Here is a 12,757-nt window from a genome sequence, read left to right as displayed (position 1 = left end):
TTAGATTAGTAAAATGAGAAATCAAAAAATAAAAATAGTATTAATTGAAGATGATAAAGCGCTTGGAAATTCAATTTTAGAATTATTGATTCTGAGTGATTTTGAAGTAAAATGGATAAAGGATGGTGAGAAAGCTTTATTGTATTTTCAAAAAAACATTCCGGATGTCATTATAAGTGATTTAATGATGCCTATTATGGGTGGCGAAGAACTGTTTTTAAGAATTAAGAAAGATATTAAATTTAAAACAATTCCGTTTATTATAATTACTGCTAATATGGATGATGATATAAAATTCAGGCAGTTGAAAAATGGAGTAAATGATTTTATAATGAAACCCTTTAAAGTAAAGGAATTGGTCTACAAAATAAAAAATGTTATTGAACTTAAAAAAAATATAGAAAAGAAATATATTCCTGATCCGTTTTCAAAAGTTACTATTAAATTATCCGAAAAAGATTTTTTAACCTCGTTAAATGAAGTTCTTGTTAAACATTTAAAAGCAAAAATTGATATGAATGAATTGTCAAGTCAGCTTTTCATAAGTAAATCAACATTAGATAAAAGAGTGAGGAAACTCACTAATAAAAATGCGAGCCAATACATAAGAGAGTTTAAATTAGAATATGCTATTAAACTCATTGATTTAGGAGAAAGAAATGTGCAATATTTAGTTGATGAAACGGGATTCAACTCATTCTCTTATTTTTCTACTAGCTTTAAATCATATCTTAATGTAACTCCTCGGGATTATATCAAATCTATCCAAAATGAAAAACAGTTGTTGCTTTAAAAGTTTGGAAATACAAGCTGAATAAATAATTTAAAATCAAAAAAAAACACTCTTTTAAAAGAGTGTTTTTTTTTTGATTTTAAATTATAAACTGTTTTTTTTAAATCAGCAGTAATAAAAAAATCAATTCTAAAGAAATACATTAGTTTTCTTCAAAAAAAGTAATGTTTATAATTTTAAAGGATCTTTTAACGAAACTTAAAATAAGACCGTCTCAATCGGAATGGGATGATTTAAGCGAATTGTTTCCTGATAATAAGGAAACAGTAACAGAAAACGACATAGTTATGTTAAGTCTCTTTGTTATTGCAATCGGATTGATCGTAGTTGTCTTTGTTGTAGGAATTTCTATTTAGCTAAGAGTATCGAGTATGTGTATAAATGCTATTATAAAGGAGCGTTTAGTTTTTAAAAAGAATAGTTGACTTTTTTTTGGGATATAAATTATTGGTACTTTTTTTTAAGCTATTACTAAAAATAGAGTTTAATATAATTTGAGAATCTATTTTCACAGAAGATTTGGGGATCTTCTTGCCAGGCAGCTTACTTAAATGTCTATTAGGGGCAATAAACTACTCTTTTGTAGGGGTAGGCTGTTTTGGTAAGATTCTTTTAATTAATTAATAAAAGGTAAATGAGTACAAATTGTACAACTACAACAAAAACCGAAAAAATTTTAGAGGAGAATTCTCTTTTGTAATTTCAGATTCCAAAGTAACTTTTAAAAATTATCATGCTATAATGACCTTAAATCAAATTTTAAATAGTAGATTAATAAAAAAAAGAGATTTTACAGCCAATATTATAGTTTTAGTATTTTCGGTTTTATTTTATATAATGATTTACAACCTTTATATTTAAGTACTATATTCAAATCTTTAATTTTAGCACTAATTTTAATTTCTGCAGTAAGTTGCACAAAGAATTATTCTTATAGATTACTGATAAATAAAACTAATTATGATTTTAACGAAATAATTGTCAGTAAAGAAAACCTTCACTTTGCCATAATATTTCTTTCTAAATTTCCAGCCTCTATAATATTAAAAACCAAAGTTAAACAGGGGTTTTAATTTGATAAACAGAGTTTTAAAAAGTACATTGCACAATTACAAGTATGAAATAGGAAATTATTAATTATTTGTTTGAATTAGAAGTGTTGGCTAATTCTGATTCAATGATACTTTTTAATTCTTTAAAAATAAATGGCTTTTTTAAATATGCTTTAATTCCTAAAGCATCACCTTTTTTTTGATCTTTAAGTTCTATTCTGGCAGTAAGAAAAATCACTGGGATATTAGAGTAATCAGAAATTTTGTGTTTTTCCATGAATCCGTATCCGTCAAGAACAAGCATCATGATGTCACAGAGGATAAGATCAGGTATAAATTGCTTGACTTTTTCTAATCCTTTAATTCCGTCCTGAGCATTAACGACATCGTAACCGGCTTAGGAAAGTAATTCGCAGATAGTTTCTCTTAGTCTTAGTTCATCGTCGATAATTAATATTTTAGCTATCATTTTTAATTATTTGTTGAAAGGAAATGTCATGGTTACTTTTGTACCTTTTCCTAATTCGCTTTCTAATGCAATTGTTCCTGTATTTTTTTCAGTAAATGTTTTAGCGATATATAATCCTAAACCAGTTCCTTGAAAACCATCGGTATTACTTGCTCTGAAAAAAGTATTGAATAATTTAACGTGGTCTTCTTTAGGAATACCGATACCAAAATCAATAATTTCAAGGACAATTGTATCACTCGTTGAAGAAAGATTAAGAATTACCTCTGCAGATTTTTCGGAATATTTAAAAGCATTATTTAAAATATTAAGAATAGCATATTCCATTAGCTTTTTATCAGCATTAACTGTGAAAGTTGAGCCATTAAAATTTGTAATCACCATTGGAAGATTTATATTATTTAAATAGTTGTTGTCAACTATTTCAAGACAAAACTCTTTCAAATTAAACAATGTAGGGTTGAAATTAGTCTTTCCGGAATCTTCTTTAGAAATAGTTAATACAGCATTCATTAGTGCAACTATTCGATCGATCTCCTCAGTAATAATCGTAACTCGTTTTTGTAAACGATTTCCGTTTACTACATTTTGATTTTCTAAATACATAGATATTAATTCCGCACTAGTTCTAATTGTAGTCATAGGCGTTCTGAATTCATGAGAAATTGTGGATACTAAATTGGTGCGTAATTCATTTAATTCTCTTTCTTTTGCAAGTGCTTTCTCAATTGCTTCTTCGGCTATTTTTTTAGAAGTTACATCTCTTGAACTTGTTTGAATTCCAATTAGAACTTTGTTCTCTAAAATTAAATTTGTTTTTATTTCTATCCAAATGTATTCATTATTGCTTTTTTTAAACCTTGCAATTACTGGTTCATCCATTCTCAGGGTAAGGAACTTATCCATTTTTTTTTGAAGATAATTTTTATCTTCTGGATGAGCATAATCCAAAGGGAATTTTCCTAGTAATTCGTCGGAAGAATACCCTAGCAAATTTCGTATTGATGGTGAAATATACTTAAAAGTTGTATCTGCGTTATGTAAACAAATTAAATCTACCGTATTGTCGGCTAATAGACGATAAAGACTCTTCGCCTCATTTAACTGACTAGTTTTATTCCTGTTATTTTCATCAGTTAACACTTTGTTTTCCTCTTCGATTTTTTTTCTTTCAGTGATGTCTATTACCTGGACGATATAATACTTAATTTCATTCTTATTGTTTTTTGCTGACGAAACAGACATGTGTGCCCATATGATAGATTTATTTTTATGAATGAACCTTTTTTCTGAACTGAAGTTAGAGATCTTTCCAGAGTCTAACTTTTCTTTATAATCTAAATCAATCGACAAATCTTCATAATGGGTTATCTCTTGGAATTTCAGGTGTTTCATTTCTTGATTTGAATAACCAAGCATTTTACAAAGTCTTACGTTCGTTTCTGTATAATAACCATCTAGATTAACCAAAGCCATTCCTACTGCGGAATTCTCAAAAGCTCCTTTAAATTGTTCTTCACTTTGCTGTAATTCATCTTTTAATTTTTTCTCTTTCGTGATGTCTTGCATGGCTCCAATCATTCGGATTGCCTTACCTTCATCGTTTCGTATAATAACGGCCTTGTCTTTTACAAAGGCATAAGTTTTATCTGATTTTAGATAACGGTATTCTTCTGTCCATCTATAAACATCTGTATTTATGGCTTTTTCTGCAGATGCAAAATAGTTTTCTCTGTCTTCTGGATGAATATAATTCTCACATTCTTGACCTGTTATAATGTTATTCTCAAATTGATGTCCAAAAAGAATAGAATAACTTTCTCCAACAAATATTTCATCCGTAATCATATCCCAATCCCACAGCGCATCTGAAGTCGCTTTACTGGAATAGGTAAAACGCTCATTGCTGATTTTTAAGGAATCTTCTGCATTTTTTTGTGCTGTTATATCATTAAAAGAGCATATTACATAGAGTAATTCATTAAGATCTCCAAATACTGGTATGGCATCAACCAATAACCAAACCAAATCATTATTCGTTGGCCGATGAACGCCCATTACAATATTGTTTATTGGCTTCAACTTTTGTATCGCCTGCGGTACAGGATGTTCATCTGGTTGGAAAGGTGAACCATCGATATGAATTACTTTCCACTGCGCATCAAAAGAGGTTTTACCATGAAGTTGATCTTCGGTAAGTCCTAACATTTCGCAAGCTGCTATATTATTTTCTAGAATTTCTGATTGCGGTCCTTGAACTAAAATCCCAACAGCTACATTTTGGAGAATACTGGCAGTAAGTTGTCGGCTTTTGAGAATTTCCTCTTGAATTTTTTTACTTTCAGTGATGTTAACACTAAAACCGATCATCATTTTAAAACTTCCATCATCATTAAAAACTGGAGTAAATTTTCGGTCATGGTAAGTAATGCCATCAACTTCAGAATGTAAAGTTTCTTCCCAAAATGAGGTTTTCTCTTTTTGAAGTGCTGCAAGAAATTTTCCCCTTCTACTTTTAGCGATGGAGGGATCTCGTTGCATATGTTGTGCGTATTCAAAATCGTCTTTTCCAATTATAAATTTGCGCAACTTTTCATTTTTGATTGCTATTGGATTTACATAGATGTACTTGTGATTAGAGTCAAATACTACAACATCGGTTGGTAAATTATTTAATATGGTTTCATAGAAATCTTTTTGTTGCAATAGCTTCTGTTCGACCTCAATATGTTCAGTAATGTCTCTACAGTTTCCTGTAAAAATTGGAGCGCCATTTTTTTGTGCTAATTTCAAACGTGTTTCATGCCAAACATAGTGCCCTTGTTTATGTTGTATTCTATAGATTAATTCACCTTCATTTTCTCCGGTTTTAATGACATTATCTAAAAATGCAATGCAATTCTCTAAATCTTCAGGGTGTAAAAAGGAAGCGTTGCTTTTACCTAAAACATCTTTAATCTCGTGACCTAGATGTTTAGTCCAGTTATTTGAAACATAGCTAATTATTCCTTCTAAATTGATCTCGAAGATAATTTCATTTGAATTATCAATAGACAGTTGAAATTGATTTTCTTGCTGTTTGACTGTTTCTTGTAATTCCTTGTTTTCAATATGTAATTTCAATAAAGATTGAATTTGTTGTACAGCATGATCCAGATATTTTAACTGTATTGAGGAAAGCTCTTTCGCCTTAGTGTCCATAATACAAATAGTTCCGATAACTAGATTTTCATTAAGACATATTGGAAACCCAGCGAAAAAAATTACTAAGTTTTCGGATTGATCAGAAACGTCATTATTAATATCTGAAACGATTTTAATTTTATTTTGCTGAATAATAGTTTCATTAAACGCTATTATATTAGGTAAGATAGGTAGAAGATCTAAGCCTATTTTTGCTTTTACTGTTAGGCCAGTTAAATCAATTAATGATATAAAAACACAAGGGATTTCACATATTTCCGATACAAATAATAGAATACTATTGAATTCTTGCTGAAAATCTATGGTATCGAATGATTTTATTAAATTCTGCATTATAGACAGAGGTTTTTAAAGTAATTGTTTATGTAGCAATAAATTGGAATGTAGATTGGGGGAATCAATTACAAAATAACGTTTATTTTATGATATATAAAAGAATGTTAAAAATTAATAGCTTTTTAACTGAATTAAAATGATGAATTAGGCCGTTTCTTTGATTTGTAAAATATTTATAACTTTTTAAATTATCAAATAGAATGATTTATGGGTTTTATCAGGGGATGATTTTATTTGTACTAACAATAATTTTTTCAGCTTAAACGTTGTAACTTTGAACTTCAAAAAAATAACAATTTGATCTCAAAAGCCACTATTGATATTGTTTTCGAAACTGCTCGAGTAGAGGAGGTTATCGGTGATTTTGTGCAGTTGAAGCGTGCAGGAAGTAATTGGAAAGGATTAAGTCCTTTCTCTGAAGAGCGTTCTCCATCGTTCATGGTTTCGCCGGCAAAGGGAATTTGGAAAGATTTTAGCTCTGGAAAAGGTGGGAACTCTGTTGCATTCTTAATGGAACATTCTCATTTTACCTATCCGGAAGCCATTCGATATTTAGCTAAAAAATACAATATCGAAATTGAAGAAACGGAGCAAACGGATCAGGAGAAGGCCATAACTGATGTTCGGGAAAGTATGTATTTGGTTTCGGAATTTGCAAAAAGCTATTTCCATAATACACTTTTAAACTCTGAAGAGGGAAAGGCAATTGGATATTCTTATTTTAAAGAAAGAGGATTTACGAATGAGACTATCAACAAATTTAGTTTAGGATATTCGCCTGAAACTTGGGATGCTTTTACTAAAGAAGCCTTAGGAAAAGGATATAAATTAGAGTTTCTAGAAAGTACAGGACTTACAATCCCCCGTGACGACAGACCATTCGACAGGTTCAAAGGCCGTGTTATGTTTCCTATAGAAAGTATGTCTGGACGAGTATTGGGTTTTGGAGGTCGGATTCTTACCAATGATAAAAAAGCAGCCAAATACCTGAATTCACCCGAAAGTGAAATTTATCATAAAAGCAAAGTGCTTTATGGTATTTTTCAGGCTAAACAATCGATAGCAAAATTAAATAATTGCTATTTAGTTGAAGGATATACGGATGTAATTCAGTTCAGCCAATCCGGTATTGAAAATGTTGTGTCTTCTTCTGGAACCGCTTTGACGCCCGATCAAATCCGATTAGTCAATAGATTGACAAAGAATATTACCGTTCTTTTTGATGGTGACGCGGCGGGACTGCGCGCTTCCATTAGAGGAATCGATTTGATTCTGGAAGAAGGGATGAATGTAAAAGTATGTACCTTTCCTGATGGGGAAGACCCTGATAGTTTTGCTAAAAAAACATCCCATGATGATTTAGTCTCATATCTTGAAGATAATGCTAAAGATTTCATTCAGTTCAAAGCATCGCTTTTGATGAATGAAGCCAAGAACGATCCAATAAAAAAAGCCGATTTGATTCGGGATATGGTAGTCAGTATTTCGAAAATTCCGGACAGGATTCAGCGCGAAATTTATATTCAGGAATGTTCCCGAATTATGGATATTTCGGAGCAGGTTTTGCAAAGTACGTTAGCGCAATTAGTTCAAAAAGATATTTCTGAAGTTGGTAAAAAGCAGAAACAAGAGCAATTACAAAATGCTTTTGACTATATTAAAAATGAAGAAACCGTTGATACGGATAAAGTGGATTCTTTGTATCGCTTCGAACGTAAAATAATTGAAATTCTTTTACTGTATGGTAATAAAACAGAAAAATTTGAAGAAGTTTTATTAAAGTTAAATAGTGATGGAGAGATTATAGATGTTACTGAAATTAAAGAATTAAAAGTTTTTCAAAAAATATATTTGAGTTTGCAAGATGATGAAGTAGAATTTGCAAGTCCTATATTTAGAGATATTTATAAAAATTTAATAGATTTTTATTTGCAAAATGAGGATTCTGGACTTGAAAAATATATAAATCACATTCAATCGGGTATTCCGGATGAAGTGACTAATATTATAATGGAGGACGAGAAAAATGTACTGCATAATTGGGTAGGACAAAACATTTTTCCTAAAACTAAAGAAGAAATGTTAAATCAGGATGTTTCGGATACATTACTTACTTTAAGATGGTTTTTACTTAGTGAAATTATTGAAGAGTTAAAAAATTCAGTCTCTAATGAGCCAGATTCGGATAATATGGAGTCACTGTCTTTAGTCATGAATTATATAGAGCTGAGAGGAAAATTTTCAAAAAAATTAGGAAGAGTTGTGGTTCGATATCATTAAAATTAAAAAGCTCTCTATCATCTGAACCGAATTCAGATAATACAGAGCCTTTATCTTTGGTAATGGATTACAATATATTAATCCATTCTTTTTCTAAAAAATTAGGAAGAGTAATGTCTAGATATTACTAAACAATCTCTAATTTTTTAGCTTTGTCTACTAAATCTACCAGATTTGTAACATTTAGTTTGGTTAGTAATCGCAATTTGTAGGTACTAATCGTTTTTTCGTTGAGGTTTAAAATTTCAGCAATTTCATGATTCTTTTTTCCTCCACTTAAATAACGTAAAACTTCTACCTCACGGTTAGAAAGCTTGCGGTATAAACGTTCGCTTTTACTTTGTTTTGCAATCAAGGCTAAGTTTTTCTTCACGGTTTCATTCATGATTATCTTGCCTTGGGAGACTTTGATAATCGAAATACCTAAAGTTTCTAACTTTTCTGATTTATGCACAAAGCCAGATACTCCGGCTTTTATGGCATTTGGCGCATAAATCTGTTCTGAAAGCCCACTAAATATAATAATTTTTGTTTTTGGAAAGTTTTTTAAGATCGCTTTGACCTCAAAAATACTGGAAAGACCTTCCAGTTCCAAATCTAATACTAATACATCAATGTCTTTAGTTTGAAGAATATCCCTTACCATCAAGAAATTGCCGACATTGGCAACTATTGAGATGTCTGCATTATCTTTAAAGTAAGATTTCACTCCAAAATGCACAACAGGATAATTATCGGCTATACATACTTTAATCATAATTTTAAATTTTTAGAATTGTTTGTAATTGGAAATGTAAAATTAATAAATAAATTCTGTAATTAATTGTAAATCAATATAAAATATTACTTCTTTATCATTTTGTGATAAAACATACTGGAATTGCTAGCATTTTATGTTGATTAATATTGTTTAATCGCTTATAAATTTCGAAAACAATTTTTTCTCGTCCTGAAAAGTCTTCCGCTGACTTTCCGGCTTCATTTTCAAGCATTGCCCATTCTAATTCATCATAACTGGCTCCTAATTGATCTTCATCAGTTCTGTCATCACCAAATAATCCGTCTGTTGGAGAAGCTTTTAAAATAGATTCCGGTATTTGTAAATAACGGCCTAATAGATAGACTTCTGATTTCATCAAATCAGCAATTGGACTTAAATCTACTCCGCCGTCTCCGTATTTTGTATAAAAACCTACGCCAAAATCTTCTACTTTATTGCCTGTTCCTGCAACTAGTAAACCATGGATTCCTGCAAAGTAATAGAGCGTGGTCATTCTTAATCGTGCTCTTGTATTTGCAAGTGCTAGGTGAACTTTTGCTGTATCTGAATCATCAGGAACTGCTTTTTTAAACGTTTCAAAAACGCCAGTCAAATCAGCTTCAGTGCTGGAAACATTAGGGAATCTTTGTTTTAGCTGTTCAATATGTTCGCGTCCTCTGGTTACATGACTTGGTGCTTGATGAATAGGCATTTCAACACATAAAACTTTTAATCCTGTTTGTGCACATAATGTTGAGGTCACTGCCGAATCTACTCCGCCGGAAATACCTATTACAAATCCATTTACTTTTGCATTTTCAGCATATGTTTTTAACCAGTTTACAATTTGAGTATTTACTTTTTCAACTTGGATTGCACTTTTTTTAGTCATAATAGTTTACGTTTTAAAAAGCAGGAATGTATATTTGCAAAATCATTTCGTCATGCATTCGTTTCCTAGGATTCTTTGGAAACAAATTTAATTAATATATATGAAAAAATATCTGTTTCTTGTAGTCTTTTGTCTCGTTTTTTTTTCTTGTAATAAGAAAACTAAAGTTGAAAGTGCCGTTACAGCAATTCCTTTGGAATTAAAAGTGGTGCGATTTGATAAAATATTTTTTGAAACGCCTCCAAAGGATTTAGAAAAAGTAAAAAAGGAATTCCCATTTTTTTTTCCTGCAGGAAACGATAATAGCGTTTGGTTAAATAAAATGCAAGATCCGATGTGGAGAGAATTATACGCGGAAGTTCAAAAAAAATATGCTGATTTTGAACCTGTCAAATTAGAATTGGAGACACTTTTTAAACATATTAAATATTATTTTCCGCAAACAAAAACGCCAAAAGTAATTACCATAATCTCTGAAATGGATTATAATAATAAAGCTATTTATGCGGATAGTTTAGTGATTGTTTCGCTGGAACTTTATTTAGGAAAAGGGCACAAGTTTTATCAGTTTCCCAATTATTTAAAGCAAAATTTTGAACAAAGACAAATTGCTCCCGATGTGGTTTCGAGTTTTTCGGCTCGTAAAATCCCTCCTGTTCTAGAGAAAGATTTACTGAGTCAAATGATTTATTACGGAAAGCAATTGTACTTAAAGGACCTACTTTTGCCTGAATACACTGATGCCGAAAAAATGGGATATACACCGGAACAAATAGTATGGTGTCAGGAAAATGAAAGTTATATGTGGCGTTATTTTATTGAAAAAGAAATGCTCTACAGTAACGACCAAAAGTTAATTCCGCGATTTATTAATCCGGCTCCATTTTCTAAGTTTTATTTGGAAATTGATAACGAATCCCCGGGACAAGTTGGAGCTTGGATTGGATGGCAAATGGTCCGTTCCTATATGAAAAATAATGAAGTGCCTGTCGCTGATTTGCTAAAAACAAGTGCAAAAGAAATATTTGTGAAATCAAAATACAAACCCAAAAAGTAATGTCAAATAAAAATACATCAGAAATTAAATTTCTAATTGAGTTAGATGAAAACCGTGTTCCGGAAAAATTACTGTGGTCTGCTAAAGACGGTGGAGTAGAACAGGAAGAGGCAAAAGCAATTATGTTGTCTATTTGGGACAGCAAAGCCAAAGAAAGTATGCGTATTGATTTATGGACAAAAGATATGCCAGTTGATGAAATGAAAATTTTCTTTCACCAAACTTTGGTGGCAATGTCCGAAACATTCAAACGCGCTACAGATGACGAAAAAATGGCTGATACCATGAAAGATTTCTGTGATTATTTTGCCGAGAAATTAGAGTTAACAAAATAGAGTAGATTTCTCTCTAAAAAAAATCCCAAAACTTACGTTTTTAAGTTTTGGGATTTTTTATGCTTTAATAGGGGGCTTTTAAAACTGGCTGTTGTTCTTAAAAACTTCTTGATTTACTTCATCTATATAAGAAAGTAATTCTTCTTTCCCGGTTGATTCTGTTGCTGACGTTACAAAATAATGAGGCATTTCGGCCCAATTATTGGCGAACATTTTCTTTTTGTAAGCAGCAATATGCGAATCGATCTTTACTTTACTTATCTTATCCGCTTTGGTGAAAACGATACAAAAAGGAATTTCACTTTCGCCCATGTAGGACATGAATTCAATATCTATAGTTTGTGCTTCATGACGGATATCAATCAGAACAAAAGCACAAACCAATTGTTCTCTAGTTTCGAAATAATCAGTAATGAATTCCTGAAAAATAGATTTCGTTTTTTTAGAAACTTTGGCATATCCATATCCAGGTAAATCGACTAAAAACCAATTGTTATTAATCAGAAAATGGTTTATCAATTGTGTTTTTCCTGGTCTTCCGGAAGTTTTAGCTAACTTTTTATGATTGGTCAGCATGTTTATCAAGGAAGATTTTCCAACATTTGATCTGCCTATAAAAGCATATTCCGGCAAAAAGTCTTTTGGACATTTGCTTACATCAGAGTTGCTGATAACAAATTCGGCGGTATTAATTTTCATTTTCTCGGGGTGTAAAATTCTACTTTTAGGTTTAATGTACGGCTAAATGAGTATGTGTTAACCACTCTTCTAACAAACGGTTAAACTCATCAGGATGTTCCATCATGGCTGCATGGCCACATTTGTCAATCCAGTATAATGTAGAATTAGGTAATAATTTATGGAATTCTTCTGCTACATCTGGAGGAGTGACTTTGTCATTTTTTCCCCATATGATACAGGTTTGAACATGCATTTTTGGCAAATCTTTTGCCATATTATGACGAATCGCGCTTTTTGCAATTGTCAGTGTTTTTATCAATTTTATTCGGTCATTTACGGACTCGTATACTTCATCAATAAGTTCTTTGGTAGCTACTTTAGGGTCATAAAATACATCTTCGGCTTTTTTCTTGATATACTCATAATCACCTCTTTTTGGGTAACTGTCACCCATGGCGCTTTCATAAAGTCCTGAGCTACCTGTGATAACTAGGCCTGCAACTTTTTCAGGATACATTTTAGTGTGGTATAAAGCAATGTGTCCGCCTAAAGAATTTCCTAAAAGTATGACGCGTTCTAAGCCTTTGAATGTGATAAAATCCTTCACATATTTTGCAAAACTTTTTACATTCGTTTTCAAAATATTCTGAGTATAGATCGGTAAGTCTGGAATAATTATCTTGTATCCTCTTGAAGAAAAGTAACTAGCAACAGCGTCAAAGTTGCTGAGTCCTCCCATAAGTCCGTGCAAGATGACAATTGGAGTTCCTTCGCCAGCCTCATAATAGCTGTATCTACCTTCTTTTTTATAGTGTTTTTCCATTTTTTTTGAATCCGGATTTCAATTTTGACAAATATAGGATTTAATATATAAAAATGAATTTTTACAACAATTTTT

9 protein-coding genes and 1 pseudogene are annotated in these 12,757 nt (G+C 31.3%); 4 read left to right on the top strand and 6 right to left on the bottom strand.

All coding sequences use genetic code 11. The annotated features are described in order from the left end of the window. Window positions 1–13: 13 nt before the first annotated feature. A complete protein-coding gene (locus DR871_RS01575; protein ID WP_113665152.1) occupies window positions 14–793 on the top strand; it encodes a response regulator transcription factor in 780 nt (259 codons plus the stop codon). A 1,137-nt stretch (window positions 794–1,930) separates the two neighbouring features. On the opposite strand, the pseudogene DR871_RS01570 reads toward DR871_RS01575, so the two are convergent. Both DR871_RS01570 and DR871_RS01565 read right to left on the bottom strand, forming a co-directional pair. Continuing rightward, window positions 1,931–2,227, bottom strand: a pseudogene (locus DR871_RS01570) (response regulator); the annotation flags it as partial. Window positions 2,228–2,320: 93 nt separating this feature from the next. Next, entirely contained in the window at window positions 2,321–5,851 is a 3,531-nt protein-coding gene (locus DR871_RS01565) for a PAS domain-containing sensor histidine kinase (RefSeq protein WP_113665155.1), read from the bottom strand. 300 nt (window positions 5,852–6,151) lie between these two features. Between DR871_RS01565 and dnaG the strand changes: the two genes are divergently transcribed. Continuing rightward, window positions 6,152–8,134 (top strand): DNA primase, encoded by a 1,983-nt coding sequence (dnaG, locus tag DR871_RS01560; RefSeq protein WP_113665156.1) that lies wholly within the window; start codon window positions 6,152–6,154, stop codon window positions 8,132–8,134. Window positions 8,135–8,261: 127 nt separating this feature from the next. On the opposite strand, the gene DR871_RS01555 is transcribed toward dnaG, so the two are convergent. Then, window positions 8,262–8,891, bottom strand: coding sequence for a response regulator transcription factor (locus tag DR871_RS01555; RefSeq protein ID WP_113665157.1), 630 nt, complete (start codon window positions 8,889–8,891; stop codon window positions 8,262–8,264). 97 nt (window positions 8,892–8,988) lie between these two features. After that, complete coding sequence (nadE, locus tag DR871_RS01550) at window positions 8,989–9,786, bottom strand: NAD(+) synthase (protein WP_113665158.1); 798 nt, start codon at window positions 9,784–9,786, stop codon at window positions 8,989–8,991. A gap of 100 nt (window positions 9,787–9,886) precedes the next feature. Between nadE and gldB the strand changes: the two genes are divergently transcribed. Together gldB and gldC are read left to right on the top strand one after the other, a co-directional pair. Continuing rightward, entirely contained in the window at window positions 9,887–10,843 is a 957-nt protein-coding gene (gene gldB, locus DR871_RS01545) for a gliding motility lipoprotein GldB (RefSeq protein WP_113665159.1), read from the top strand. Next, window positions 10,843–11,178, top strand: a complete 336-nt coding sequence (gene gldC / locus DR871_RS01540) for a gliding motility protein GldC (protein WP_113665160.1) — start codon at window positions 10,843–10,845, stop codon at window positions 11,176–11,178. The genes gldB and gldC overlap by 1 nt, the downstream gene beginning before the upstream one ends. 78 nt (window positions 11,179–11,256) lie before the next feature. Here gldC and yihA read toward each other — a convergent pair whose 3' ends face one another. Further along, on the bottom strand, window positions 11,257–11,877 hold the full coding sequence (gene yihA / locus DR871_RS01535; protein WP_113634788.1) for a ribosome biogenesis GTP-binding protein YihA/YsxC: 621 nt from the start codon (window positions 11,875–11,877) through the stop codon (window positions 11,257–11,259). 31 nt (window positions 11,878–11,908) lie between these two features. Then, complete coding sequence (locus DR871_RS01530) at window positions 11,909–12,682, bottom strand: alpha/beta fold hydrolase (protein ID WP_113665161.1); 774 nt, start codon at window positions 12,680–12,682, stop codon at window positions 11,909–11,911. Window positions 12,683–12,757: the final 75 nt, after the last annotated feature.

Source organism: Flavobacterium petrolei (assembly GCF_003314435.2).
Taxonomy (GTDB): domain Bacteria; phylum Bacteroidota; class Bacteroidia; order Flavobacteriales; family Flavobacteriaceae; genus Flavobacterium; species Flavobacterium petrolei.
The sequence above is the reverse complement of the archived record's forward strand: the minus strand, read 5'-3'. Positions and strand labels throughout refer to the sequence as shown.